A 24,295-nucleotide genomic window follows, 5' to 3' on the forward strand; every position below is an offset into this window, starting at 1 on the left:
GCTTATACGGCTGCGATAGAGGCTTTAATTTTAAGTATCGCAGCAGGATCAAGTTTAGCTGTACGCTGATGCTGCTCGCATAAAGCCCCTCTAAAACCCAGGTAATCGGCCTGCAGCGGCAGTAAAATCTGGATGTCACTCGCGCGTAGAGAGCCTGCAAGTCCACAGAGTAATTGTTGTTGGTGGGCTGTGTGTACAAAATGTTGTAGGGTAGCCAGGGGCATAACTTGAGTAAGCGAGCCAGAGGCTTTATTCATGGTGTCCAGCATAATGCCACTAAAACCCGCCTGTGAAAACTGCTCAATGTTGTTTAAATCGGGTTGTTGATCGGCAAATAACACAGCGATTAATTTTATGCGGGTCTGTGTTAATGTTGCCAGCTTTGTTATGACTTTAGTCCAGTCCTGCCCTGGAAAAAAGCCAATTTTAATATAATCTACGCCGGTATCGGCCATGTTGCTAACCGCATTAAAAATTAGCTCTGCCTGCATAGGTAAGTCACCTATGGTTGCACTAACAGGTTTTGCCCTCTGAATCTGCTCGACTATAATTTGTACCTGTGGTGTTTGTAATGCCCCTAATGCCCCCAGTTCAGGTTGTTTTAGGTCGATAATATCCACATCTAGTTGTAATGCAATCAACGCTTCTTCCAGGTTGTTGACGCTTGCCAGCATACGACTCATTGCTTCTATAATCCTCTTAGTTTTTGTTCAATTGCTTGAGTGACCCAGCTCCAGGCTTGTCTTTCTTTAGGGCCAGCCGTTTTATTAAAGCCTATATGTAGATATTCCAGCTCAGTATGAATTTTCTTTGCAGGCAGGCGATTGATCCGGCTGAATAAAATAGCGGCTTCCAGTACAGCAAATTGGGCGCGGTTAAAGCCTTTAAACGGAGCATGATTTACTCGATGTACTGCATGGCAAAATAATTTTGGGCGCACCGGATCATCATCAACGTGGGTTAATTTGACTTCACAATGAGATAATGAATCAGTTAAAAAACGGCCATCAATTTTTTTGGCTTTTTCCAGAGGCCAGTCAGTTCGCCCTGTGACACAGCCTGCAAAAACTCTGACATCATCCGTGTAATTAATCACCGCGATTTTAGTTGCCAGGATATTGTCCAGTGTGGTTGATGGTCGAAAGGGGAGGATAATAAATTCATCTCCTGCGACATGTATGCCCATAGGCGCAATATGTGTTTTCCCTGCGATATCTTGCGTGGTTACGATGGTTTCTTGAATCATTACTTTTTAAATGTTGTTCCCTGAGGCTTGAATGTATGTAAATCGACTTGTTGCTCACTGGTTTTTGCAGCACAGCCCCAGTTTAAGGCCTGATCCTGATCAAACCGCTTGCCAAGTTGCCAGGCGGTTTCTGCGCGAGCGAGTTCCACGCCGAGATAAAATGCATGCCCTGCGTCCTCTTCAACGTTTAACTTAGGATATAAATCAAATGGATCTATTGCTGTGTTAATGCCGTCGCGATTATAAATATGAACTCCCTCGCTACTAATCTGAATACGAAAGCTGGGGTCTCTTACCTGTGCTGCAAATTCCTCTATTTCGGACAGCTGATAAGGAAAAGGTGAAGTCTCATGCAAAGCCATTAAATCAGCGTTAATATGCTTGGGCAGGGTGTTATTCTCTTTGGCAGCGTACATAATTCGCCGCGCCATATCTGCCTCTTTAATGGCGCGACTGGCATGTTGGCTGACTTCAGTGGCAAGGATCTGCTTAATATTAAGTTCTGAACACATGCCTAATAAAAGCGCATTCATACCCGCCGTATCAGCATGCGTGAGCTCGGTAATATTACCCACTCCCAGCATCATTTCTATATCCGAGTGTTTTTGCCGTACAGCATGATAACGCACTACCGATTCGGTAAAACCAAAGTGAATCGGGTCAAGAATCGGATCTACGATAAAGGCTTTATTTTTAGCCTGTAATACGGCAATAGCCTTATCCAGCGAACTAATATCGGTGTGTTTTTCCGGAATAATAATAGGAATAGCATCAACTTCATCGGCCACCCATAAGGTGCTTTCATGCAAGCTGAGCATATAATCAGCGCCGGCTTTTGCGCCGCGTAAAAGATCATCAGTCTCTAAGGAGTCAATACTCACCAGGAATCCCTCTTGCTTTAAAGCCTGGATAATGTCTTCCATCTGCGCAAAAGGCGTATCCGGTAAGCAGCCTATATCAATGACATTCGCGCCATTGTCTTGATAATAATAAGCGCGTTGTACGACCTCATCGACAGGCAGGTTAGGAGCATCGACAATTTCAGCAAATATTTTCACAGCATAGCGACTAAGATCTATATGCAAGGCTTGCTTGCCAAAATAAAGCGGCAGATCTTTTAATTCATCAGGACCACGCTCAACGGTAACCGATAAGGTTTTCGCCAGTGCGACGATATCGCCACGGCAACGGCCAGGCAGAATAATCCGGTCGGCATTAAACGTATCTTTTAAGCGCCGGGCAATCATATCTGCAGTCATCAATGCTGCAACTTTAACGCCAATCTGATGTACCGTATAAGTAAATTCAGGCTGCATCTTTTCGAGAATCTGATGCAATTGTTTTTCCGCCAATTTGCCGGTTAAAAACAGGATATGCTCACTCATGATAAAGTAGCAAGACGGTGTTGCATGGCTAGGCTGAGTTCATCAGCACTTTCTACCACGGTGGTATATTCAAAGCTGCGTAATTTTTCCGTGGCTTCCAGGTCTATCTTGCGCGGATAGACCATTACTTCACCGCCCGGAGCGGTAGTTTTCATTTCCGGCGCAATATCACAGGGATAGACTATATTCGGTATACGGCATTTGCCTGCCTGAGAATAAAGATTAGTCACTAGTGAATCGGCAATACCCAGTACGAATTTTGCAACAGTATTTGATGTAGTCGGTGCGACAATCAAGGTATGATAATAGCCTTTATAAAATAAACCCACTGGCGGCGCAGATGCGGCTTTATCGCGGTAAATGCGTACTTTATCGCGTAAATCATTAATATCAATGTGGTACATTTTTAGTACCTCTTCCCCCGCCTGGCTCAGATATAAATCGACATTTTCCAGGGTAAGCATATAGTCTATGCACTCTTCAATATAATGTCCCGAGCCGGTAACAGCCCATGCAATACGGGGTGATGTCATATATATTTAAGGTTATTTCGCGGGTGTTAAAGAATAAATTATCTGACTTATTATACTGAAGTTTCCCAATTATTGAGTAGCTGAAATACACAATGCTGGTGTATCGAGGTTTATTTTAGGTGGTTTTGCCATGTTTATAGCAAACCCCTACTTAATTCCCCTTAGGCAATAGCATTTGAAACGAATGAAAAGACTGTTTTTTTCATATAGTTGTAGCATGGTTTCAATTTTACCATAAATAATTATTGGGAAACTTCAGTTATTATATACGTTGCCATACTATCTGGCATATTTCTTGCTAAAAGTACTTGTTCTGGAGTGAACTGCTCATGTTTAAATCGTTAACGCGCCCTCTGATTATGGGCATACTGAATGTTACGCCGGATAGCTTTTCCGATGGCGGAAAATTTACCGCTACAGACAGTGCGCTGGCACAAGCGCGGCGCATGATCGCTGAAGGGGTGGATATTATTGATATAGGGGGCGAGTCCACACGCCCCGGTGCTGCATCGGTAACAACAGAGAAGCAAATAGCCCGGGTTATTCCGGTAATTAATGCAATTCGCAAAGAGCTATCAACAAGCTTGCTCATCAGCATTGATACGACCTTAAGTGCAGTGGCTAAGGCTGCGCTGGATGCAGGGGCAAGTATTATCAATGATATCTCTGCAGGGGTACAGGATGCAGAGATATTGTCTTTGGCGGCTGAACGAGAGGTGCCAATTATTTTAATGCATATCAAAGGCCAGCCAGATAATATGCAGGATGCTCCCTTTTATCAAGATGTAGTTAGTGAAGTTTTGAGTGCACTACAAGAGCGTGTTGATGCTGCGTTAAGTGCAGGGGTGGCAAAGCAGCAGATTGTTATCGACCCTGGTATTGGATTTGGTAAACGCAGGCAGGATAATCTGGATTTACTTGCCAATTTAGATCGTTTTGTCGTTACAGGCTATCCGGTTTTACTAGGCACTAGCCGTAAGCGGTTTATGGGGAGTTTATGTGCAGTAACAGAACCTGCAAAATTAGTCAGCGCGACTGCTGCAACAACTGCTCTCGGGGTACAGCAAGGCGTGCAAATGTTCCGTGTGCATGATGTAAAAGAAAATCGACAGTCTGCAGACGTGGCATGGGCTATTAAGCAGGCGGGATAAAAAAGATTTTTAAATAAGCAGGTAGATAAGAGGCTACATATCAGTAGCGCTTGATTATTCAACTAAGAATACTGTACACTTATTCTAAAATAACTTTTAGGGTGTGCACATGGCTGATAAACGCGGTGGTGCTCGTGCTGGTGCCGGGCGAAAAAAAGGCTCTTCTGCTTATGGCGAGAGTACCCGGGCAATTCGTGTGCCGGAAAGCATGTTGCCTGAACTCAAGGCGGTGCTTGCGTTACGTAAACAATCACCTGCAAAGCGGCAGGGTAATGCGGTGGATCATTCGGCGCTTGCCTTGCCTGCTGAAATACTTAGTCAACTTGATATCCCGCTGTTTAATGGCAAAGTATCGGCTGGGTTTCCTTCCCCTGCGGATGATTATATAGAAAAGACGCTAGACTTGAATGAGCTGCTGGTTCAGAAGCCGGCAGCTACTTTTTTTGTTCGCGCCGAGGGTGAATCCATGCTCGGTGCCGGGATTCATCCCAATGATATTTTAGTGGTAGACCGTTCTCTTGAGTCAGTAGTGGGAAAAATTGTTATCTGCGCCTTAAATGGTGAGCTTACGGTTAAGCGGCTAAAAAGCATCGGCAAGGAAATTGTGCTAGCAGCGGAAAGCCCAGCTTATGCGGATATTATCGTGCAGGAATATGTTGAGCTGGTGATTTGGGGCGTAGTGACTAATGTGATCCACTCACTGTGAAGCCATTGATTAGTCCAAAGCTGATTGCTTTGGTAGATTGTAATAATTTCTATGTTAGCTGTGAGCGGGTGTTTCGTCCTGATCTGCACCATAAGCCAGTTGTAGTCCTGAGTAATAATGATGGCTGCATCGTTGCCCGTAGTCAGGAAGTTAAAGAGCTGGGTATTAAAATGGCAGTGCCTGTTTACCAGGTGCAGCATTTAATTAAGCGCCATTTTGTTTTTCACAAGTTATGTAATGTGTGAATCGTCGGTTACTATTTTCGAAAGCTAGGTTAAAAGATCAGTGTACAAAAAAATGATGGAAACTACATCGTTGATAAAAGACTCAAGAATACTAATACTTGCAAAATAAACATAATATTTGGCATTAAATAAAAAAAGAGAAACAATAAATATGACTACTTTACCAGCTTGTCCAAAATGCAATTCACAATATACCTACGAAGATGGGAACCTTCTGGTATGTCCAGAATGTGCTCATGAATGGGCACTTAATGATGAAGAAAACGAACAAGAAACAGAAGGAGCGAGTTTCAAAGATTCCAATGGTGCAATCTTAACGGATGGTGATACAGTTGTTGTTATAAAGGATCTAAAAATAAAAGGCTCATCCTCTGTTGTTAAAGTAGGAACCAAAGTGAAAAATATTCGTCTAGTAGACGGTGATCATGATATTGATTGCAAAATACCGGGCATTGGTGCAATGAAACTCAAATCAGAATTTGTTAAAAAAGCGTGAATCATCGCAGGTCTTTGTAGAATATCTTTGAAAAAATTAATTTGTCTAACAAGCGTATTAACTTAATCCATAAATCAAAAACAAAGAGGGGTATAGACTTTTCAGAAATTAAATGTTTATTTTGAATCATTATAAACCCATGTAGGATGCGCTTCGTGCCTCAGCACATCCTACGCCTATAAATAAGACATATAGAAATTATTTACCTGAGAATCTATAGATGACCAAAAATAGCCGGAAAATACATTTTTTCCGTGAGAATATTCCAGCATTTGCATGTAAACCAGGATGTCATGATTGTTGTGGTCCTGTTACGGCCTCTTCTAATGAAGTGGCTAGATGGCCAGTAAAAAGTGATATGGAACACGATGAAGCCCTGGCTGAATTGAGCTGTCCTTATCTAGGGGATAAAGGCTGTGAGGTATATGCAGAGCGCCCCTTAATTTGTCGACTATTTGGGACAACACCCAGCCTACCGTGCCCAAATGCATGTGCCCCTAGTGAAATGATTGCGCCAAAAATAGAACAGAGAATACATGGTTTTCATGCGGAAACCCGTCAAGTTTTGCTTCAATTTCCTTAGTTTGAAACTAAGGAGCGAGAAATTAATAATATCCGAAACCATCTTCTGTAGGGTGTGCTGAGGCACGAAGCGCACCATTGTGTGTGATGCGCTTCGTGCCTCAGCACATCCTACCCATTTCAGGTTTTATTTAATCCTCAGCCTTAACCCATCTTCGTCACTTTCATCTTTCTAAGCCATTGATTCATCGGTTTAAGCGATTTTTTGTCGAAAAATTCTCTTTAAAATCAATGGTGTTTTTTTTGAAAGTTTTGTAGTGCCATTTATATTATTTTTGTTGATAAATTCATTGACTTTTGTCAAAAAAATCATCATTATTTGAGTGTAATTTACATGCGACAAAAATACTCTAAAAAATCCAACGTTTTATACAAAAACACAAAATCTGTAGTGCCAACTAGCTACTTTTTAAAATTTCAACCAATTGATTTATAACAACTACATCATCAATAGTGACGAAGATGGGTTAAGCAAGCGCTGAAAATCAGGGAAACGGAGCCTAAGCGAAGTGATGATTTTTAGTCCGCGATAGCCGTAGGGCCGTTATTTTGTCGGAGTCTGAGCGTTAGCGAAGGTGGAGACAAAATAAAAGGCCATCCGACACGGCGTCAAGTCATTTGGAGCCTATGTTCCGACCCCTTGTTGGGTCGGGACGAGGTGACGAGGACGAATCGGGGCCGCCGGAGGCATAAGTGGTCGCGTTAAGTTTTTGCTGCTTGCTTGGGCTGGGATGCCCAAAACAAGCTTTCGCAAAAATAGCGACTCCCCAAGACTTATTTTAATATTGCCAATTGACAACAGTAGATTGTAAAACTCGATGTTCAAGTTTTCAGCTATAACTGGGCTAAGAAAAGTAGATTTTTCCGGCTTTGTTTTATAAGTGATTGATTTACAATGATGTTGATGCTTTCTTTGTCAGTAAAATTATCAATAAAGTCAATCAGTTAAAAAACTTGAACATCGAGTAAAAGCAATACTCCTACAATATTGTGCCATAAAAAATGCTGGTACATTATGACAACCTTTTATTTTAAAAAGAGAGCTAAATTGAAAAATCTAAAAAAACTATTTATTGGTAATTTATCAGAAAGCACAACCGAAAAAGAGCTGCAAGACTTATTTTCTCAGTTTGGCACTGTGCGTTCACTTAAATTAGTCACTGATATCTTTACTGGCCAGTGCAAAGGCTTTGGTTTTATCAGTATGGAAGGGCATGAAGCACGTGCAGCGATTGCCGGGCTTAATGGTAAAGACTTTAATGGCAATTCATTAAGGGTAGGGTATGAGGTCGCTAAACAAAAATATCGTTAAATAGTTAGGGAGATGGAAACACACATCATCCAAAACTGCTAGTCTTTTTGTCCGTCTTCTGCGTTGTAGTAACTTTACGTAGCTGGCTATGCGCCTATTTCTACGCCTTGAATACGATAATAAATCCTGCATCAGCGTAGCGGTGTGGCTGACTTATTTCGTGCGCGTTCCTTATTTACTGAAGTTTCCCAATTATTGAGTAGCTGAAATACACAATGCTGGTGTATCGAGGTTTATTTTAGGTGGTTTTGCCATGTTTATAGCAAACCCCTACTTAATTCCCCCGCTGTCAGCCCCGGACGGGCTGATAGTCTCCAGAAGGCGCAGGGAAATTTGCCAATCCGAAGTGCGCGATAGCGCGCGAGGGAGGCTAAAATTTTATCCCGAATAGCCGTAGAGCCATTTGTGGTAGCCATGACTGAGCTGCTTTGTGCTCAGTCTGTGGCGGACGCAGGGCGGCTGGAGCATCTCCTATTCGCTGCGTAGGTGAACGAATTACGGCGACAGGAGTCCCGGAATTTCGTGAGGTAGCATGGCGCGCCTGTTAGGCAATAGCATTTGAAACGAATGAAAAGACTGTTTTTTTCATATAGTTGTAGCATAGTTTTAATTTTACCATAAATAATTTTTGGGAAACTTCAGCTTATTTATTGCCAGCTGCCTTACAACACAACAATATGGCTAATGACAGAATGGAATGTAAAAGCATGTTTTGTATTCCACACGTCCAGCTTAGAGACTTTGATATAATCACAGTACAATAAACACAGATTATGTATTAAAAATGTCGTTAACCATAGGTAAATTAGCCAAACAAGCCAATGTAACGATAGAAACCATTCGTTATTATCAACGCAAAGGTTTATTAGTGGAGCCCGATAAGCCAGCAACAGGTTATCGGCATTATCCATCCGCAGCCATTTCCCGGCTTCGCTTTATAAAACGTGCTCAGCAAGCAGGTTTTACTCTAAAAGAAATTCTAGAATTATTGGCACTAGATAACGAGCACTGCCAGGATGTACAAACATTGGCTGAACAAAAGCTTCGGCAAATTGATAATCAATTAAATGATCTAAATGCACTACGTAATGCCCTTGATGATCTGCTTAAAGGTTGTCAACACGATCAATCCACGCAACGTTGCTCACTTATAGAAGCGCTTTCTAATCAGGCAGACTCTCAGTCCTGACCATTCCGAAAAATTATTTAAATTTCTCTTGACCCTGTTCCTATGATCAGGGGGTATGAAATGGTTTAATAAAACAGGACACTTCTAAAGACAGATTTATAATATCATTAGAGGTGAATATGAGTAAGCAAAATAAACCAAAAAGACCTGTATATGACCTTGAATTCAAACAAGATGCAGCCAACTCTGAAAATCATGGAAACGGAGCTTAGCGAAGTGGTGATTTTTAGTCGCTGATAGGCGACAGGGCAATTCGCTGATTCGACGTGTGCTAGCAGCACGCGAGAGGAGCAAGAATTGCATTCCGAATAGCCGTCCAGCCAGTGAGGTAGTAATGACGAAGCGGCTTTTGTGCGTAGTCGTTGTGGACGCAGGGTGATCAGGGCATCTCCCATCCGCTGCGTAGGTGAACGAATTATGGCGACAGGAGTTCCGGAATTTCGTGAGGTAGCATGGCGCGCCTGTAATGAGGAAAGAGCGGAGGAATAAGGATTATTTACTTTTGGAAAGAAAATGTCTGTGAAATTTGGCTGCTTACACTTGATGCCAAAAGTAAAAAAGACTCAATTCCTGCCCATATTCTCAAACAAATAGCACAGGAGATTGAAAATGGCTGAGCATAATATGGGCATGGAAATTTTAGAAGGGATAAAAGAAATTAAAAAATATAAAAACGGTAAAGTTCAGTTGAAAACAACAACTCTATCAGACCCTTCACCTGCTCAAATTATCCGAAAAAATCTAAAAATTTCACAAGCTTCTTTTGCTAGCCTAATGGGCGTTAGTGTTCGTACAATCCAAGATTGGGAACAAGGACGAAGGTCTCCAAAGGGTCCTGCAAAGTCTTTATTAAGGGTTGCAGAACAACATCCTGAAGTTTTTTCAGATATACACTAAAGATAATTAAAAGCATAACGAATGAGGATAGATTGTGAGGGCAACGCGAATCACAATCTTATCCTGCGGTATTAGGGTCAGAGTTATTGATTTTTTAAATCTTTCACTTTCCCTAGATCCTCCATGATGCCCTTTAATTCTAGAAACATCAGATAAACGCTGACTAATTTCATAAGTTATTGAATGTTTCTATCTACTCAACTTTTTCTTGCTCAGCCATTTAGTGGGTCGAACCCAGTTCACAGTTTTGTGAAGAAATCTGGATACGAAATCCTGCAGAATAGCCATCGATAAGGGCTAAGGTCATTCTCTTCGAGCTATTTTTTGTCTTTCACACCCAGATTTTACACAACAGCGAGGTCAACTGATATTTAACGGGAAGTAAGTAACGCTGAGAGGATTATTCTTCGCTGGCAATCGCTGAAAATCAGGGAAACGTAGCCTAAGCGAAGTGAAGATTTTTAGTCCGCGATAGCCGTAGGGCCGTTGTTTTGTCGGAGTCTGAGCGTTAGCGAAGGTGGAGACAAAATAAAAGGCCATCCGACACGGCGTCAAGTCATTTGGAGCCTATGTTCCGACCCCTTGTTGGGTCGGGACGAGGTGACGAGGACGAATCGGGGCCGCCGGAGGCATAAGTGGTCGCGTTAAGTTTTTGCCGCTTGCTTGGGCTGGGATGCCCAAAACAAGCTTTCGCAAAAATAGCGACTCCCCGCTCGTGTTCTTCTATAAGTTTCCTGGATAATAAACGCATCAGAACTGGCTCTATGTCGTGTCAGGCCAAGGTCTTTAATAACTGAAGTTTCCCAATTATTGAGTAGCTGAAATACACAATGCTGGTGTATCGAGGTTTATTTTAGGTGGTTTTGCCATGTTTATAGCAAACCCCTACGTAATTCCCCTTAGGCAATAGCATTTGAAACGAATGAAAAGACTATTTTTTTCATATAGTTGTAGCATAGTTTCAATTTTACCATAAATAATTATTGGGAAACTTCAGTTTAATAACACGGTTTTTAGTCTCATGCCAGAGTGCCATTTGCGGCTCAGTAAGAATATATTCCAGCGCGCTGATAGGAAAAGAATGGCCGATTCCGGCAGCTGTATATAATTCAATTAACCACGGTTTATCCACGACCCAGCCATCGCTATAAACTATTTCGCCCTGCAAGAATTCATTGACCTCGGTTGCAACCTGTCGTGCCGGCTTGCCTCTTGTTTGTAATATATCTCTGTTAATATGATGAACCTGCTCAGCTTCCCCCCGTGTCAGGATAGTTTTCGCCTTATTTGAAAAATAATAACTCAAACAAGGGGCGGAAAAATAAAACCATGACAACTCAATACCCAAAAGAAAGAAAAGATGCCATCATTAACAAAATGCTTCCGCCCTTAAGTATGAGCGTACCTGAATTAGCTAAGGCCGAAAATATTCCTTACGGAACGCTGTATACGTGGAAGCAAACTTATGTTGATAAGAAGTGCAAAAACACTAAAAACACAAGCCATTCTCCTATACAGTGGACAGCCGAGAAAAAATTATCAGCCATTATAGAAACAAGTACCCTGAGCGAGCAAGAGTGTAATGAATATTGTCGTACACATGGGCTTTATAAAGCTGAACTTGAGTCCTGGAAGACCCATTTTATTCATCAGTGTTCCCCTATCAATTGAGGCCGTGAAACTAACCTCGCCACAAGAGAGCTCATAAAGCACTGTAAAGACATTCCTGTTATTATTGCGTTTTGAACTGCCCGAATGGTATACGAGCTGATACGAGATATTCTTGCCTGGAAAAATAATGGATTCACAAAACGATCTCGTTTTTGAGCCTGTTGCTACCTAATCTCCAGAGCCTCGCTATATTTTTTATCCGATGGATGAATCAATTCTGGCTGTTGTGTTTTTGAAATCTCTTCAAACACGCGCACGCTGTCAGCCCCGGACGGGCTGATAGTCTCCAGAAGGCGCAGGGAAATTTGCCAATCCGAAGTGCGCGATAGCGCGCGAGGGAGGCTAAAATTTTATCCCGAATAGCCGTAGAGCCATTTGTGATAGCCATGACTGAGCTGCCTTGTGCTCAGTCTGTGGCGGACGCAGGGCGGCTGGAGCATCTCCTATTCGCTGCGTAGGTGAACGAATTACGGCGACAGGAGTCCCGGAATTTCGTGAGGTAGCATGGCGCGCCTGTTAAATTATAGCTCATTGCAGTCAGGCGCATTTGATTTTCAAGTGAGCGGGTATTGGAAGACCAAGCTTTAGTTTCCTTGGAATTACTTTTAGCCCATCTTCGTCACTATTGATGATGTAGTTGTTATAAATCAATTGGTTGAAATTTTAAAAAGTAGCCAGTTGGCACTACAGATTTTGTGTTTTTGTATAAAACGTTGGATTTTTTAGAGTATTTTTGTCGCATGTAAATTACACTCAAATAATGATGATTTTTTTGACAAAAGTCAATGAATTTATCGACAAAAATAATATAAACGGCACTACAAAACTTTCAAAAAAAACACCATTGATTTTAAAGAGAATTTTTCGACAAAAAACCGCTTAAACCGATGAATCAATGGCTTAGAAAGATGAAAGTGACGAAGATGGGTTAGTGTTATTGAATGTCTTTTCAATCGTCCATCGCTTGAAATACAGCATGGCAATGGTTCCAGGGTTAATAGTCATTGGCAAGGTTGTCACAAACCGGTGAAGTTTTCCGGTTTCTGGATCACGGTAATCCACCACGTTAAATTTGATGCCCTTGTTTTCGTACACACTGTATGCTTCAACCCCTGTATTGATCTCATGGCGGGAGTCAAAAGGGATAGACTCAACCAGAGTCGCAATTGAATTTTCTTTTACTCGATGTTCAAGTTTTCAGCTATAACTGGGCTAAGAAAAGTAAATTTTTCCGGCTTTGTTTTATAAGTGATTGATTTACAATGATGTTGATGCTTTCTTTGTCAGTAAAATTATCAATAAAATCAATCAGTTAAAAAACTTGAACATCGAGTTTTAGCATTGAAATCATGTAATTAGCATGTCGTTTCTGCCGATCCCACCAGACAAAGTCGGTGACGGCTTTATCGTAGACATAGAGATGTTTCTGAGAGCTGTTATTTCCCTCGCTGAAAATCAGGGAAACGGAGCCTAAGCGAAGTGATGATTTTTAGTCCGCGATAGCCGTAGGGCCGTTGTTTTGTCGGAGTCTGAGCGTTAGCGAAGGTGGAGACAAAATAAAAGGCCATCCGACACGGCGTCAAGTCATTTGGAGCCTATGTTCCGACCCCTTGTTGGGTCGGGACGAGGTGACGAGGACGAATCGGGGCCGCCGGAGGCATAAGTGGTCGCGTTAAGTTTTTGCTGCTTGCTTGGGCTGGGATGCCCAAAACAAGCTTTCGCAAAAATAGCGACTCCCCATTGTTTTGCTTTTCAATATGATCTCGTAACACAGGTATTTCATGATGTCTCTGAGTTCCGTTTGTCACCAGACAAAGAAATCTGAGCAACCCACTTCTGAGATTCAACGCGTAAATCCCCCCGGCCGCATAAACTTTCCCCTTGCTGTTTTTTTCAGTATGGCAGGCATGATCAATAAAATGTCCATCCGCTGCTTCTATGGTGTATTCGTCAAGTTCCGGGAATGCTTTAAGATAATCAATGCCTTGCGATAGCAGTGTTTCAGCGTGAAGATGATAGCTCTGCTGTTCAAATGCCTCAAGCATACTTGTTCGTCTATGCGACTTCAGTGATTTAAAATACGTTGAGTGGGGAAGCAGCTGGCCATAAATCTGTTCATTGGTTTGGAGGAAATGGCGACCACTATCGACTACACTGACGCTGAAAATCAGGGAAACGTAGCCTACGCTGAAAATCATGGAAACGGAGCTTAGCGAAGTGGTGATTTTTAGCCCCTGATAGGCGACAGGGCAATTCGCTGATTCGACGTGTGCTAGCAGCACGCGAGAGGAGCAAGAATTGCATTCCGAATAGCCGTCCAGCCAGCGCTGTCAGCCCCGGACGGGCTGATAGTCTCCAGAAGGCGCAGGGAAATTTGCCAATCCGAAGTGCGCGATAGCGCGCGAGGGAGGCTAAAATTTTATCCCGAATAGCCGTAGAGCCATTTGTGGTAGCCATGACTGAGCTGCTTTGTGCTCAGTCTGTGGCGGACGCAGGGCGGCTGGAGCATCTCCTATTCGCTGCGTAGGTGAACGAATTACGGCGACAGGAGTCCCGGAATTTCGTGAGGTAGCATGGCGCGCCTGGTTGGTGAATATGTTCAGAGAGTGGTAGGTCTTTAAGCATGGGTGATATCCGTTTATGAGGTGATTAAAACGGAAATTTTTAGAAAATTTTTTCGGCAATTGCAAGCTTTATTTGAAATTATTTGTTGTTTTTTTACGGTGCCTACAGAGTGTCTATTTGCTGTTATAAGTGATTAAAATCAAAAATATGGAAATATTCGAGTGGTGCTACCTTCAGGTAGGTTATAGGCTGCTTTGTTTAGGTACTTCTTCTTTCAATGGGAACACTGATGATTTTATTAAAGGATCAGAGCAAAACGTGACGCAAGAAAAAACAGATAGAAACGTATTAAAACAATTACGTAGTGAAAACAAAAAATTAAAGAAAGAGCTTAATCGCAAAGAGAAAGCACTTGCAGAAACAGTGGCCTTATTGGTGCTTAGAAAAAAGCTGGATGCGCTCTGGGAGGAAAACGAGGACGCTTAATTCCTCACTCAGAGCGCGTAAATTATGTCACATGGATCAATGAAGCCATTGGACAAGGTGCCAGAAAGGGCAAAGCCTGTGATATTGTTGGTATCACTCGATGTTCAAGTTTTTGATATTGAGAAGGTAAAATCAGGTATTCTGAGGTTGTTGTAATTTTATCGGTGTAAGCCCATGTTAATGAATGCCCCAGCCACCTTTATCCAAAGCTATATTGACGATTTAAATGATTCGCTCAATCAGCTAAAACCCGGAGCCGCTTTGACACGGATTCAAGCCGCTTGATTGGGCACTTGTTTAACGGGCATACTGCTAATGAACTCTGTTTGCTGGGCTAAGTTTGAGCGAGCAAGCCTTGGAGATTGCAAGGTAGCCGCATTATCCTGGGTGTTTCGTAAAGCAAGTATACCCTGGGACTGGTTGCTACGGGTGAGTGTGGTCTTAATTTTAAAACGTTATGCATTACTGAAGGTGTGTTGGCCTTTGATGAATCAGACCGAGCACGATCTAAGTCTACAAAACGTATTTATAAGGTTTACAAGCAGAAACACAAAGGCTCCGGCGGGTATGTTAATGGACAAACGATAGTATGATTGCTGCTAGTTACCTCATCCATTACAGTGCCTGTCGGTTTTTTCTTTTATATGCCGGATCCAGCCTTAAAGCAGTGGGATAAAGAAGATAAACGGTTGAAAAAGAGCGGTATAGCAAAAAAAGATCGGCCTATTAAGCCTGAACGTGACAGTGCCTACCCGACCAAAACAGAGATTGCATTAGGCTTATTAAAAGAGTTTAAAGTTGCGCATAGCCTGATTAAAATTAAAGGCGTACTGGCTGATGCGCTGTATGGTGAAAAGCCTTTATGGACGAAGCCGCTAAAGAATCTGGAGGCTCGCAGGTGATTAGCCAATTACGTAAAAACCAAAATATTGAATATAGAGGTAGAATAAGGTCAGTCGAGAGCTACTTTAATTCGATTAACAAAGGCATTGATCAGATAATACGTGTACGTGGCGGCAAAGAGATTAAAGTGACTGTCAGCAGTGCACGATTGAAGGTGAGTTCTCACAGTAAAAAACGCTTTGTCATTGCCTTAAAATATGACGGTGAAAACGACTATCGCTATTTAGTGGCGACAGACCTGACTTGGCGCACACAAGATATTATTCAAGCCTATACGTTGAGATGGCTGATTGAGGTTTTCTTTGAGGACTGGAAGCTTTAATGAAGGATGGGGGCGTGAGGCCAAACAATTAGATGAAGAGGGATCAAACCGTGGCCTGATTCTGAGTCTTTTGTTTGACCATTGTCTTCTCCTTCACCCAGAGCAAATAGCCCGCATTGAAAGCAAACTACCTGCGTATACCATAGGAAGCTTACAGCGCAAGTCTCAAATGGATGTACTGCTTGAGTTCATCACGTCATTGCTAGAGTTTCCAGATCCTGGTGATAAGCTGAAAGAGTTAGGTGAATTAATAAAGGATGTGTTTCAACTGATGCCATCAGGAAAACATATGATTGGCAGAGATTTAGGGCGCTTAGGGCCAACACCATCATTAAAGTATTGTTCTGCTGGGTGAAGGTAAGAGTTTGATGGCAATGGGATGGAAAAACTTGAACATCGAGTAATAATAAATTAAGCGAATATGAGCAACTTGCTATTTTAATGACCTGTAATGAGGACGAGTATGCCAATTTACCACCGAGTCAAATCGTCCCTATCCTGGCAGACAAAGGCATTTACATTGCCTCCGAATCATCATTTTATCGAGTGTTGCATAAAGCAGAACAAGTCACACATAGAGGGCGGGCTAAAGAGCGCAAAAACACCTCCAAGCCAACGAGTTATATCGCAGAAAAAGCGAACCAGGTATGGACGTGGGATATCAGCTACATGCCAACACCCATCGTGGGTCAGTTCTACTATTTATATATGATAGAGGACATTTATAGCCGAAAATCGGGGAGTCGCTATTTTTGCGAAAGCTTGTTTTGGGCATCCCAGCCCAAGCAAGCAGCAAAAACTTAACGCGACCACTTATGCCTCCGGCGGCCCCGATTCGTCCTCGTCACCTCGTCCCGACCCAACAAGGGGTCGGAACATAGGCTCCAAATGACTTGACGCCGTGTCGGATGGCCTTTTATTTTGTCTCCACCTTCGCTAACGCTCAGACTCCGACAAAACAACGGCCCTACGGCTATCGCGGACTAAAAATCTTCACTTCGCTAAAGCTCCGTTTCCCTGATTTTCGGCGATAGTCGGGGCTGAAGTGTATGAACAAGAAAGTGGCGAAGATGCCGCTACACTACTTGAGCGTAGCCTATTAAAGGAAAACAGGCGCGCCATGCTACCTCACGAAATTCCGGGACTCCTGTCGCCGTAATTCGTTCACCTACGCAGCGAATAGGAGATGCTCCAGCCGCCCTGCGTCCGCCACAGACTGAGCACAAAGCAGCTCAGTCATGGCTACCACAAATGGCTCTACGGCTATTCGGGATAAAATTTTAGCCTCCCTCGCGCGCTATCGCGCACTTCGGATTGGCAAATTTCCCTGCGCCTTCTGGAGACTATCAGCCCGTCCGGGGCTGACAGCGAATGATGTATAACCCATTGGTGCTCCATTCTGATAATGGCGCACCAATGAAATCACTCACCTTGCGCAGCAAAATGTATGATTTAAACTTAACCAGCTCATACAGCCGCCCACGAGTGAGTAATGACAAGCCTTATTCTGAAGCTTTGTTTAGAACGGTAAAGTATTGTCCTGACTGGCCTGGCAGTGGCTTTGATAGTCTTGATGAAGCCCGGGAATGGGTAGGTAACTTTGTCGAATGGTATAACAACGAGCACCGGCACAGCAAAATAGAATTCGTCACACCTGCGGAACGACATGAAGGAAAAGACAAAAATATTCTTGAAATGCGAGATAAATTATATCTCCAGAAGAAAAAAGAAAAACCTTCCAGATGGTCTGGCTCAACCAGAAACTGGGATGCTACAGGGCCAGTTTCATTAAATCCTGACAGGACTGATGAAGCGGCTTAAATAATTTAGGCGAAAACTATCTTGAAAAACACCGGCTTCTACACTCCAGTACGTCCAGCCAGGAGCTTGCTGTATCAGACTGCAATACTTTTTACCTGAACTTAAGACGATACCAATTTCTATGGGGTAACTTGTCACGCCAAACCCAGAGGCTTCGATATCAATAACATTGGGAGGTAGTTGCTGTTTCATGGTATTTCAGTGTGTGCGGGAAAGATGCGAAAATATTCTATCGTTTAACCTAGAAACCGCAGTTGAGTGCTATATAGCAGTGTAAGCCGCTGAATATTAAAAATAATGATCGTAAAAACGTGTCACCTGTTGGGTGAGTGTCTTCCGCTGAACAGTTTTGTGAATAAATCTGCGCACCAAACCCTGCGTTACAGCTCTTGCTAAGGGCTAAGGCTAAGGCTATTGCTTGCGAGCTGCGCCTTCATGCACAGATTTTCCACAAAGTCTGTGCTCAACTGCGGTTTCAAGGTGTAATGGCTTATGGATCGTTTTGTGCATGTGATTTAAGATATGGCATAGCTAGTTACAGTGACTTTATGCGTTTATTTTGTACATGATATAAATTATGCAGGGTGGAAATTTATTCCTTGCTTCATTAGTCACATGTTTTATCATTATAATAGCATTGTTATAGCGAGTAATTATACTTCGCGCGGTCACGACTGCGGATTTTTAACGATTGAGTTTTTGCCGATAGTGGCGTTTCTAAAGCAGTTGCGTAGTCGGCTATGCGCCTGTTTTAGCGCCTTGCCCTCGACAAAAATCAGTGCACTATAAATTCCGCATCCGTGACCGCGCGAAGTATAGCAAGATCAATATCTGCCTGGGTATGCTTCAAGTAGAATTAAAATGTGTGCCTGAGCTAAGTCTGATTTATAGAGCAGATTCATTTACTGCTGATTTTTCAGGGCCTTAATCGGGACGTTGTTACTGGCTAGAGTGTAGCCTACGAGTTTAAAATACCTAATATGAGCAATATTTTTCACTGGCCTGTACGTGTCTATTATGAAGATACGGATGCAGGTGGCGTGGTTTTCTATGCCAATTATCTGAAGTTTTACGAACGTGCCCGGACCGAAATGTTACGTGCCATGGGATTTGAGAAAGATAAGTTAATTAACGATCAGGCGGTGATATTTGTCGTGCGTTCAGTACAGCTGGATTATTTAAAGCCTGCCCGGTTTAATGAAATGCTCAATGTGACTGCCAGTTTAAGTCGGGTCAAAAGTGCCAGCTTAAGCTTTGAGCAGACAATTATCCGTAATGATGAATTATTAAATACCGCGACTATTCGTATAGCTTGCCTGGATTCAGATAATTTGCGCCCCAAGTTAATTCCTGACGCACTTAAGCAGGCACTAAGTTATGAGTAACGATTTATCTATTTTTTACTTAATTACCCAGGCCAGTGTCGTCGTGCAACTGGTGATGCTTATTTTATTATGTGCTTCGGTGATGTCCTGGACTTTTATTATCGCTAAGCGTAAAGAGCTAAAACGTGCGCTAGCAGTGACTACAGAGTTTGAAACTCAATTCTGGTCGGGTGGAGATTTAAGCCACTTATATGCACAATTGACTGCACAGGGTGTTCAGGCAGAAGGGTTGGAGAAAATATTTGTTGCCGGCTATAAGGAATTTTCGCGTATGCATAAAATTACGAGCGCATCGGCTACTGAAAAAGTAGATAATGCTCAGCGAGCCATGCGTATTGAACTTGTACGAGAACTGGATAAACTGGATGAAAGTTTACCATTTTTAGCGACAGTCGGATCAACTAGTCCTTATGTCGGGTTATTTGGTACGGTCTGGGGCATTATGAATTCGTTTCGCTCACTATCGACTGCCAAGCAGGCGACTCTGGCACAAGTTGCTCCAGGTATTGCTGAAGCACTGGTAGCAACGGCAATAGGCTTATTTGCAGCGATTCCAGCGGTAATTGCCTATAATAGTTTTTCCACGCGTATTGAGCGGCTATCGGGACGTTATGAATTATTTTTAGATGAGTTTGTTGTCTTGTTACAACGGCAGGCGCATGCATAATCCTGGAAACCGCAATTGACCGCTATAAAATATTGTAGGCAATTTTATAATGATCGTAAAAACTTGTCACTTATTGAGTGAGTATCCCCCGCTTCACAGCTTTGTGAATAAATCTGCGCACGAAGAACGGCGTTACAGCTCTTGCCAAGGGCTACGGCCATTGCCTGCGAGCTGTTATTTGACTTTCATGCACAGATTTTCTACAAACTCTGTGCTCAACTACAGCTTCTAGGGTAATGGCAAAGCATAAACGAAGAAAACCGATGGCTGAAATTAATGTCGTGCCGTATATTGACGTGACGCTAGTGCTATTAATTATTTTTATGATTACTGCGCCGTTGATCCAGTCAGGGGTAGACGTAGACTTACCGCAGGCAGATGCGAAAGATATTAGTCTGGAAGATTTGCCTAGCCCGGTGATTATTACTATTACAAAAATCGGACAGTTTTTTATAGATCTGGGTAATGGTGAAGATGATGAGCCTGAGCCTGTCAGCGCTGAAGAAGTATTGATATTAACCCGGGCGGTACGTAAAAATAAGCCGACAACGCAATTCTATATTCGTGGCGATAAAGAGGTGCAATATGGCAAAGTTGTGACAGTAATGGCAGCCTTGAAAAACGCGGGCGTGCCGAATGTCGGCTTAATGACTGAAAATTTCTAAACAATAGTTTAAAAAAACAGTGATCAGTAAATATTTTCTTGCATTTCTACTGGCATTAACACTGCATTTAAGTATTATTGCTTTGTTTGTGTTGAGTATTCCTACGGATGATCCGGTTGCTATCAAGCAAAAAAAGCAGCCGGTCATTATCGAGGCCACTATTTTAGATGAGAGTGTGGTCACCGCGAAAGCACAACAATTAAAACAGCAGCAAGAACGCAAAAAGCGTCAGCAACAAAAGCAGCAACAGGAATATAAGCAAAAATTAGCGCAAGAACAGCGGCAATTGCAGCAATTAAAACAGCAGCGTCTGCAAGTAGAAAAGGCAGCAAAAAAACAGGCACAGGAAGAGCAGAAAAAATTGCAGGCACTTAAGCAAAAACTGGCTTTAGAAAAGAAAAAACAACAGCAAATTAAAAAACAGCGTCAGGCAGAGGAAAAAAAACGTGCCGAAGAAAAAAAACGTAAGGCCGAAGCCGCTCGTATTGCTGAAGTAAAACGCAAACAGGCAAAGGCAAAGCAGGACGCGGCACGTAGGGAAGCGGAAAAGCAGAAGAAAATCGCTACTGAAAAAAGACAAAAAGCGCTGGCAGAGAAATTACGTCTGGAAGCTGCCAGGCAGGTAGAGCAAAATAAAATACGTGCAGAAAATGCCCGAATTGCAGCAAAAGCATCGGCAGATGCAACGGCGCTGATAAAGCGTAAAATAACCCAAAGCTGGAATCGACCAGGTTCCGTACCCAAAAATCTGAAATGCAAGATCAGGATAGGGCTGATTGCCAGTGGCGATGTGATGTCAGTAGTTATCGTCGACAGTAGTGGTAATCCATTATTTGATGATTCTGCTGTACGTGCAGTTCGCAAGGCATCACCATTACCTGTGCCGAAAGACTCGAATGTCTTTAACAGGTTTCGCAGCTTTAATCTGGAATTTTCTCCAGATAAATAGTGATCCTAGTTGATATCGGCACTTCAGGTATTTACATTACATATTGAGGAAACGTGATTAAATTAAGCAAAAAAATAGCGGTGTTATTAATATCCATAACGAGCCTGATCTACAGTCATGTTGTGCAAGCTGAATTAACTATAGAAATTACCGAGGGTGTACAAAGTGCTTATGAAATTGCAGTTGTGCCCTTTGCTGCTCCACAGGGAGAGCAATTAGCAAGCGATGTTGCAGAAATAATTGCGCAGGATTTAGCCAGCTGTGGCTATTTTAATGTACTGGCAAGAACAGCAATGCTGACGCACCCTACGCAGCCAGCGCAAGTTAAATTTCGTAACTGGGCAGCGATAGGGCAGGACTATCTGGTGATAGGTTCTGTCACAAAGGATAATAATCTCTACCATCTACAGATGAGTCTGTTTGATGTGTATAAAAAAGAGCAGCTAAAAGGCTTACGCATTACTGTTGATGCGGCCTCTTTAGTGATGGCAGCGCATCATTTAAGTGATGCAATTTCTCAGAGAATCACTGGAATTCCAGGAGTTTTTACCACGCGTATTGCGTATGTGACCAGTCTGTTCGATGCTAACAACAAGCCGTTGTATAAATTACAGGTAGCAGATTATGATGGTGCAAACCCGACCTCTATTGCCCAGTCAAAAGAGCCGATCATGTCACCTGCATGGTCACCTGATGGGCAAAAAATCGCCTATGTTTCTTTTGAAAATAAAGTCTCTGAAATTTTTGTGCAGACCCTGAATACGGGTGAGAGCAAAAGTGTCGCTAAATATAAAGGGATTAATGGTTCCCCCGCCTGGTCGCCAGATGGCAAGCGATTAGCCGTTACTTTATCTAAAGACGGGAATTCAGATATTTATATCCTAACTCTGGCAGACTTGTCATTAAGCAAATTAACTCACTCCCGGGCGATAGATACGGAAGCAGACTGGTCTCCTGACGGTAGGCAAATACTCTTTACCTCGGATCGTGGAAGGCGGCCGCAAATATATATGATGCCCAGTAATGGACAAGGCAGAGCAAAACGGCTAACCTTCGATGGCAACTATAATGCGCGTGGGGCATTTTCAGCTGATGGCAAGTCAATTGTTATGGTACAGGGTACACAGGGTAATTACCGAATAGCAGTTTTAGATCTAGTGAGCGGTGCAAATACCGTGTTGACAGATGGCCCGCTGGATGAATCTCCAAGTTTTGCGCCTAATGGTCAGGCTATAATATATGCGCGCCGAAAGGGTGATAATGAAGTTTTATCAACTGTGAGTCTTGATGGACAGACTAAGCTTGATTTGCAACACGCGACTGGCAAAGTCCGTGAACCGGCATGGGCGCCAGCTAAATAGCCACTTAAATTGTTGCTTAGCTTTTATAATTTAGCTGTGTAGCACATAAGATTTCTAACAAACGTTATTACATCATTCAGTACATTAATCAGTATTCACAAAGGGTTAGCAAATGAAAATTTATATATCGATAATCAGCATTTTTATCATGTCACTTTTATTATCAGGCTGTAGTAAAGATGCTGTAAAAGATGGCTCAGGTCTGGAAGATGGTAGCGCTGTCAGCGAGAGTTATGCTTATAATGCAGATGGTAGCAAGGTAACAGAACTCAATCTGGATAAAAATTTGAGTGCTGCTGAAGCACTGATGTTGAGCCCCGAGTTTTCTGATCCATCCAGTCCGTTATCCAGGCGGACAATTTATTTTGGATATGATAGCAGCCAGGTATTGAATGAGTTTATCCCGGTGATAGAAGCGCACGGGCAGTATCTTATGAATCATCCGAATCAACGTATTACGCTAGAGGGGCACTCAGATGAACGAGGCACTCGTGAGTACAATATCGCACTTGCCGAGCAGCGTGCAAAATCAGTATTTAAAATGCTGCAATTAATCGGTGTAATGAGCAACCAGATTGATATTGTAAGCTACGGTGAAGAAAAGCCGGTTGCGATGGGGCATAATGATGATTTCGCGCTTAATCGCCGGGTAGAAGTGGTATATAAATAATGAATAAGTTAAGTCTATTTCTTGCTTTAGCTGTTTGCAGTGGGACTTATGCAGAGTCCAGAGAATTGCCGCCCATCATTAACAACTCTACTTATGCCAATGGCTCTGCATACTCGACCAGGACTTCTGCTAATCAGCCGATGCTGGAAATGCTGGGCCGGGTAGAGTCATTGCAATCTGATATACAGCAGTTACGCGGGATGCTCGAAGAACAGAGTCATGAGATAAATCGCTTAAAGCAGCGCGAGCAAAATATATATGCAGATATGCATGCGCGTCTACAAAAGTTAGAGAGTGCAGCTGGGATTTCTGCGAGTACGGCTGTTGTCGTGCCAAAGCCAGTAAGTGCGCCAGTACAACCGGCTTATACAGGGGCTCCGGTATTAGCAGCAGCTCAGCCGGCCCAGGCTAAGCCTAAGCGGGTAAAAAAAGTAAAGCCCAAATCCAGGGCAGAAGAAAAAGAAGAATTTGATACGGCGTTTGCCAGTGTGAAAAATAGCCACTATCAGCAGGCCATTAAGCAGCTTGAGCAGTTTTTGCAGGACTACCCTGATGGTGTATATAGTGATAATGCCCATTTCTGGCTAGGCTCGGTTTATAAAGTAGTGAACGATCTCCCTGCAGCGAAGAAAAACTTTCAAGCTGTTTATACGCAGTTTCACAAAAGCGAAAAGGCGGCGATGGCGATGCTAAAGTTAGCGGATATTTACAGTGAAGAAAAAGATGCGGCTAAAGCGCGGAAATTGTATCAGAAAATTAGTACTCAGTACCCAGATAGCACCGCAGCGCATATGGCAGCTAAGGAATTATAGCTGAAGTTTCCCAATTATTGAGTAGCTGAAATACACAATGCTGGTGTATCGAGGTTTATTTTAGGTGGTTTTGCCATGTTTATAGCAAACCCCTACTTAATTCCCCTTAGGCAATAGCATTTGAAACGAATGAAAAGACTATTTTTTCATATAGTTGTAGCATAGTTTCAATTTTACCATAAATAATTATTGGGAAACTTCAGATTATAGAATATAGGCCAGTAAGTGTAGTACAGTACTGAGTTGGAAAAATGAATAAACCTGAATTCGTATAAT

At 42.7% G+C, this 24,295-nt stretch carries 42 protein-coding genes and 3 pseudogenes; 28 read left to right on the top strand and 17 right to left on the bottom strand.

Going from position 1 to position 24,295, the window contains the following annotated elements:
• Positions 1-2: 2 nt before the first annotated feature.
• Genes K6984_RS01235 through K6984_RS01250 form a run of 4 tightly spaced genes read right to left on the bottom strand, consistent with a single transcriptional unit; the run spans position 3 to position 3,164 of the window.
• Entirely contained in the window at positions 3-683 is a 681-nt protein-coding gene (locus K6984_RS01235) for a (5-formylfuran-3-yl)methyl phosphate synthase (protein WP_221893812.1), read from the bottom strand.
• A gap of 5 nt (positions 684-688) precedes the next feature.
• Complete coding sequence (locus K6984_RS01240; protein ID WP_221893813.1) at positions 689-1,246, bottom strand: DUF447 domain-containing protein; 558 nt, start codon at positions 1,244-1,246, stop codon at positions 689-691.
• Complete coding sequence (locus K6984_RS01245; protein ID WP_221893814.1) at positions 1,246-2,631, bottom strand: DUF6513 domain-containing protein; 1,386 nt, start codon at positions 2,629-2,631, stop codon at positions 1,246-1,248. The genes K6984_RS01240 and K6984_RS01245 overlap by 1 nt, the downstream gene beginning before the upstream one ends.
• Positions 2,628-3,164: a flavoprotein gene (locus K6984_RS01250; RefSeq protein WP_221893815.1), complete on the bottom strand. Its 537-nt coding sequence runs from the start codon at positions 3,162-3,164 to the stop codon at positions 2,628-2,630. The genes K6984_RS01245 and K6984_RS01250 overlap by 4 nt, the downstream gene beginning before the upstream one ends.
• Positions 3,165-3,493: 329 nt before the next feature.
• Here K6984_RS01250 and folP point away from each other — a divergent pair, with 329 nt between their 5' ends.
• From folP to K6984_RS01275, 5 genes and pseudogenes are all read left to right on the top strand, one after another.
• The gene (folP, locus tag K6984_RS01255; protein WP_221893816.1) at positions 3,494-4,315 is read left to right on the top strand and encodes a dihydropteroate synthase; all 822 of its coding nucleotides are present in this window, start codon (positions 3,494-3,496) and stop codon (positions 4,313-4,315) included.
• A 109-nt stretch (positions 4,316-4,424) separates the two neighbouring features.
• Complete coding sequence (locus tag K6984_RS01260) at positions 4,425-5,021, top strand: LexA family protein (protein ID WP_221893817.1); 597 nt, start codon at positions 4,425-4,427, stop codon at positions 5,019-5,021.
• 8 nt (positions 5,022-5,029) lie between these two features.
• Positions 5,030-5,242: pseudogene (locus tag K6984_RS01265) on the top strand (Y-family DNA polymerase); the annotation flags it as partial.
• Positions 5,243-5,417: 175 nt separating this feature from the next.
• Positions 5,418-5,762 carry a zinc ribbon domain-containing protein YjdM gene (locus K6984_RS01270; protein WP_221894114.1) on the top strand — a complete coding sequence of 115 codons (345 nt, stop codon included), beginning with the start codon at positions 5,418-5,420 and terminating at the stop codon, positions 5,760-5,762.
• 220 nt (positions 5,763-5,982) lie between these two features.
• The gene (locus K6984_RS01275) at positions 5,983-6,345 is read left to right on the top strand and encodes a YkgJ family cysteine cluster protein (RefSeq protein ID WP_221893818.1); all 363 of its coding nucleotides are present in this window, start codon (positions 5,983-5,985) and stop codon (positions 6,343-6,345) included.
• 624 nt (positions 6,346-6,969) lie between these two features.
• On the opposite strand, the gene K6984_RS32150 is transcribed toward K6984_RS01275, so the two are convergent.
• Positions 6,970-7,098 carry a hypothetical protein gene (locus K6984_RS32150; RefSeq protein WP_263458596.1) on the bottom strand — a complete coding sequence of 43 codons (129 nt, stop codon included), beginning with the start codon at positions 7,096-7,098 and terminating at the stop codon, positions 6,970-6,972.
• A 261-nt stretch (positions 7,099-7,359) separates the two neighbouring features.
• On the opposite strand from K6984_RS32150, the gene K6984_RS01280 reads away from it, so the two are divergent.
• Positions 7,360-7,656, top strand: a complete 297-nt coding sequence (locus K6984_RS01280; protein WP_221893819.1) for an RNA recognition motif domain-containing protein — start codon at positions 7,360-7,362, stop codon at positions 7,654-7,656.
• Between the two features lie 257 nt (positions 7,657-7,913).
• Here K6984_RS01280 and K6984_RS01285 read toward each other — a convergent pair whose 3' ends face one another.
• Positions 7,914-8,072 (bottom strand): hypothetical protein, encoded by a 159-nt coding sequence (locus K6984_RS01285; protein ID WP_221893820.1) that lies wholly within the window; start codon positions 8,070-8,072, stop codon positions 7,914-7,916.
• A gap of 368 nt (positions 8,073-8,440) precedes the next feature.
• On the opposite strand from K6984_RS01285, the gene merR reads away from it, so the two are divergent.
• Complete coding sequence (merR, locus tag K6984_RS01290) at positions 8,441-8,845, top strand: Hg(II)-responsive transcriptional regulator (protein WP_221893821.1); 405 nt, start codon at positions 8,441-8,443, stop codon at positions 8,843-8,845.
• A 107-nt stretch (positions 8,846-8,952) separates the two neighbouring features.
• On the opposite strand, the gene K6984_RS01295 is transcribed toward merR, so the two are convergent.
• Positions 8,953-9,240, bottom strand: coding sequence for a hypothetical protein (locus tag K6984_RS01295; protein ID WP_221893822.1), 288 nt, complete (start codon positions 9,238-9,240; stop codon positions 8,953-8,955).
• Between K6984_RS01295 and K6984_RS01300 the strand changes: the two genes are divergently transcribed.
• Both K6984_RS01300 and K6984_RS01305 read left to right on the top strand, forming a co-directional pair.
• On the top strand, positions 9,197-9,334 hold the full coding sequence (locus K6984_RS01300) for a hypothetical protein (protein WP_221893823.1): 138 nt from the start codon (positions 9,197-9,199) through the stop codon (positions 9,332-9,334). The two genes, K6984_RS01295 and K6984_RS01300, sit on opposite strands and share 44 nt — an antisense overlap.
• 120 nt (positions 9,335-9,454) lie before the next feature.
• On the top strand, positions 9,455-9,742 hold the full coding sequence (locus tag K6984_RS01305; RefSeq protein WP_221893824.1) for a helix-turn-helix domain-containing protein: 288 nt from the start codon (positions 9,455-9,457) through the stop codon (positions 9,740-9,742).
• A 360-nt stretch (positions 9,743-10,102) separates the two neighbouring features.
• On the opposite strand, the gene K6984_RS01310 is transcribed toward K6984_RS01305, so the two are convergent.
• The 3 genes from K6984_RS01310 to K6984_RS01315 all read right to left on the bottom strand — a co-directional run bounded on the left by K6984_RS01310 (position 10,103) and on the right by K6984_RS01315 (position 11,048).
• A complete protein-coding gene (locus tag K6984_RS01310) occupies positions 10,103-10,282 on the bottom strand; it encodes a hypothetical protein (RefSeq protein ID WP_221893825.1) in 180 nt (59 codons plus the stop codon).
• Between the two features lie 27 nt (positions 10,283-10,309).
• Positions 10,310-10,438 carry a hypothetical protein gene (locus K6984_RS32155; protein ID WP_263458600.1) on the bottom strand — a complete coding sequence of 43 codons (129 nt, stop codon included), beginning with the start codon at positions 10,436-10,438 and terminating at the stop codon, positions 10,310-10,312.
• 271 nt (positions 10,439-10,709) lie between these two features.
• On the bottom strand, positions 10,710-11,048 hold the full coding sequence (locus tag K6984_RS01315; RefSeq protein WP_221893826.1) for a hypothetical protein: 339 nt from the start codon (positions 11,046-11,048) through the stop codon (positions 10,710-10,712).
• Here K6984_RS01315 and K6984_RS01320 point away from each other — a divergent pair.
• Complete coding sequence (locus K6984_RS01320) at positions 11,030-11,413, top strand: helix-turn-helix domain-containing protein (protein ID WP_221893827.1); 384 nt, start codon at positions 11,030-11,032, stop codon at positions 11,411-11,413. The two genes, K6984_RS01315 and K6984_RS01320, sit on opposite strands and share 19 nt — an antisense overlap.
• On the opposite strand, the gene K6984_RS01325 is transcribed toward K6984_RS01320, so the two are convergent.
• The 5 genes from K6984_RS01325 to K6984_RS01340 all read right to left on the bottom strand — a co-directional run bounded on the left by K6984_RS01325 (position 11,392) and on the right by K6984_RS01340 (position 13,695).
• Positions 11,392-11,550 carry a hypothetical protein gene (locus tag K6984_RS01325; protein WP_221893805.1) on the bottom strand — a complete coding sequence of 53 codons (159 nt, stop codon included), beginning with the start codon at positions 11,548-11,550 and terminating at the stop codon, positions 11,392-11,394. The genes K6984_RS01320 and K6984_RS01325 overlap by 22 nt on opposite strands.
• A 74-nt stretch (positions 11,551-11,624) precedes the next feature.
• Positions 11,625-11,801, bottom strand: a complete 177-nt coding sequence (locus tag K6984_RS01330; RefSeq protein WP_221893828.1) for a hypothetical protein — start codon at positions 11,799-11,801, stop codon at positions 11,625-11,627.
• Positions 11,802-12,313: 512 nt separating this feature from the next.
• Entirely contained in the window at positions 12,314-12,508 is a 195-nt protein-coding gene (locus K6984_RS01335; RefSeq protein ID WP_221893829.1) for a hypothetical protein, read from the bottom strand.
• A 341-nt stretch (positions 12,509-12,849) separates the two neighbouring features.
• The gene (locus tag K6984_RS32160) at positions 12,850-12,981 is read right to left on the bottom strand and encodes a hypothetical protein (protein ID WP_263458615.1); all 132 of its coding nucleotides are present in this window, start codon (positions 12,979-12,981) and stop codon (positions 12,850-12,852) included.
• Between the two features lie 27 nt (positions 12,982-13,008).
• Positions 13,009-13,695, bottom strand: coding sequence for a hypothetical protein (locus tag K6984_RS01340; RefSeq protein WP_221893830.1), 687 nt, complete (start codon positions 13,693-13,695; stop codon positions 13,009-13,011).
• 187 nt (positions 13,696-13,882) lie between these two features.
• On the opposite strand from K6984_RS01340, the gene K6984_RS01345 reads away from it, so the two are divergent.
• The 9 genes and pseudogenes from K6984_RS01345 to K6984_RS32170 all read left to right on the top strand — a co-directional run bounded on the left by K6984_RS01345 (position 13,883) and on the right by K6984_RS32170 (position 16,723).
• Positions 13,883-14,026: a hypothetical protein gene (locus tag K6984_RS01345; protein WP_221893831.1), complete on the top strand. Its 144-nt coding sequence runs from the start codon at positions 13,883-13,885 to the stop codon at positions 14,024-14,026.
• Positions 14,027-14,167: 141 nt separating this feature from the next.
• On the top strand, positions 14,168-14,464 hold the full coding sequence (locus K6984_RS01350) for a LapA family protein (RefSeq protein ID WP_221894156.1): 297 nt from the start codon (positions 14,168-14,170) through the stop codon (positions 14,462-14,464).
• A gap of 285 nt (positions 14,465-14,749) precedes the next feature.
• A complete protein-coding gene (locus K6984_RS30395) occupies positions 14,750-15,052 on the top strand; it encodes a hypothetical protein (protein ID WP_230987800.1) in 303 nt (100 codons plus the stop codon).
• A gap of 5 nt (positions 15,053-15,057) precedes the next feature.
• Positions 15,058-15,366 carry a hypothetical protein gene (locus K6984_RS30400; RefSeq protein ID WP_230987801.1) on the top strand — a complete coding sequence of 103 codons (309 nt, stop codon included), beginning with the start codon at positions 15,058-15,060 and terminating at the stop codon, positions 15,364-15,366.
• A complete protein-coding gene (locus tag K6984_RS30405; RefSeq protein ID WP_221896973.1) occupies positions 15,327-15,689 on the top strand; it encodes a hypothetical protein in 363 nt (120 codons plus the stop codon). The genes K6984_RS30400 and K6984_RS30405 overlap by 40 nt, the downstream gene beginning before the upstream one ends.
• Positions 15,670-16,044 carry a hypothetical protein gene (locus K6984_RS30410; RefSeq protein WP_230987802.1) on the top strand — a complete coding sequence of 125 codons (375 nt, stop codon included), beginning with the start codon at positions 15,670-15,672 and terminating at the stop codon, positions 16,042-16,044. The genes K6984_RS30405 and K6984_RS30410 overlap by 20 nt, the downstream gene beginning before the upstream one ends.
• Before the next feature lie 50 nt (positions 16,045-16,094).
• Positions 16,095-16,424: pseudogene (locus K6984_RS01360) on the top strand (IS3 family transposase); the annotation flags it as partial.
• Positions 16,425-16,441: 17 nt separating this feature from the next.
• Positions 16,442-16,570, top strand: coding sequence for a hypothetical protein (locus tag K6984_RS32165; RefSeq protein WP_263458596.1), 129 nt, complete (start codon positions 16,442-16,444; stop codon positions 16,568-16,570).
• A 27-nt stretch (positions 16,571-16,597) separates the two neighbouring features.
• On the top strand, positions 16,598-16,723 hold the full coding sequence (locus K6984_RS32170) for a hypothetical protein (RefSeq protein WP_263458616.1): 126 nt from the start codon (positions 16,598-16,600) through the stop codon (positions 16,721-16,723).
• 42 nt (positions 16,724-16,765) lie between these two features.
• On the opposite strand, the gene K6984_RS01365 is transcribed toward K6984_RS32170, so the two are convergent.
• Positions 16,766-16,915, bottom strand: coding sequence for a hypothetical protein (locus K6984_RS01365; protein WP_221893833.1), 150 nt, complete (start codon positions 16,913-16,915; stop codon positions 16,766-16,768).
• Between the two features lie 12 nt (positions 16,916-16,927).
• On the opposite strand from K6984_RS01365, the gene K6984_RS01370 reads away from it, so the two are divergent.
• Together K6984_RS01370 and K6984_RS01375 are read left to right on the top strand one after the other, a co-directional pair.
• A complete protein-coding gene (locus tag K6984_RS01370) occupies positions 16,928-17,071 on the top strand; it encodes a hypothetical protein (protein ID WP_221893834.1) in 144 nt (47 codons plus the stop codon).
• Between the two features lies 1 nt (position 17,072).
• A pseudogene (locus tag K6984_RS01375) lies at positions 17,073-17,510 on the top strand (transposase); the annotation flags it as partial.
• Here the strand turns inward: K6984_RS01375 and K6984_RS01380 are convergent.
• Positions 17,478-17,702 (bottom strand): hypothetical protein, encoded by a 225-nt coding sequence (locus K6984_RS01380; protein ID WP_221893836.1) that lies wholly within the window; start codon positions 17,700-17,702, stop codon positions 17,478-17,480. The pseudogene K6984_RS01375 and the gene K6984_RS01380 overlap by 33 nt on opposite strands.
• 788 nt (positions 17,703-18,490) lie before the next feature.
• Here K6984_RS01380 and ybgC point away from each other — a divergent pair.
• The 7 genes from ybgC to ybgF all read left to right on the top strand — a co-directional run bounded on the left by ybgC (position 18,491) and on the right by ybgF (position 24,019).
• Positions 18,491-18,895: a tol-pal system-associated acyl-CoA thioesterase gene (ybgC, locus tag K6984_RS01385; RefSeq protein WP_221893837.1), complete on the top strand. Its 405-nt coding sequence runs from the start codon at positions 18,491-18,493 to the stop codon at positions 18,893-18,895.
• The gene (tolQ, locus tag K6984_RS01390; RefSeq protein WP_221893838.1) at positions 18,888-19,562 is read left to right on the top strand and encodes a protein TolQ; all 675 of its coding nucleotides are present in this window, start codon (positions 18,888-18,890) and stop codon (positions 19,560-19,562) included. The genes ybgC and tolQ overlap by 8 nt, the downstream gene beginning before the upstream one ends.
• 236 nt (positions 19,563-19,798) lie before the next feature.
• Entirely contained in the window at positions 19,799-20,227 is a 429-nt protein-coding gene (gene tolR, locus K6984_RS01395; RefSeq protein ID WP_221893839.1) for a protein TolR, read from the top strand.
• Positions 20,228-20,246: 19 nt separating this feature from the next.
• On the top strand, positions 20,247-21,176 hold the full coding sequence (gene tolA / locus K6984_RS01400; RefSeq protein WP_221893840.1) for a cell envelope integrity protein TolA: 930 nt from the start codon (positions 20,247-20,249) through the stop codon (positions 21,174-21,176).
• A 53-nt stretch (positions 21,177-21,229) separates the two neighbouring features.
• The gene (tolB, locus tag K6984_RS01405; protein ID WP_420831626.1) at positions 21,230-22,537 is read left to right on the top strand and encodes a Tol-Pal system beta propeller repeat protein TolB; all 1,308 of its coding nucleotides are present in this window, start codon (positions 21,230-21,232) and stop codon (positions 22,535-22,537) included.
• Between the two features lie 112 nt (positions 22,538-22,649).
• On the top strand, positions 22,650-23,207 hold the full coding sequence (locus tag K6984_RS01410) for an OmpA family protein (protein WP_221893841.1): 558 nt from the start codon (positions 22,650-22,652) through the stop codon (positions 23,205-23,207).
• A complete protein-coding gene (gene ybgF, locus K6984_RS01415; RefSeq protein ID WP_221893842.1) occupies positions 23,207-24,019 on the top strand; it encodes a tol-pal system protein YbgF in 813 nt (270 codons plus the stop codon). The genes K6984_RS01410 and ybgF overlap by 1 nt, the downstream gene beginning before the upstream one ends.
• Positions 24,020-24,295: the final 276 nt, after the last annotated feature.

Origin of the sequence: Bathymodiolus japonicus methanotrophic gill symbiont (genome assembly GCF_019721995.1) — a bacterium.
GTDB lineage: Bacteria > Pseudomonadota > Gammaproteobacteria > Methylococcales > Methylomonadaceae > Methyloprofundus.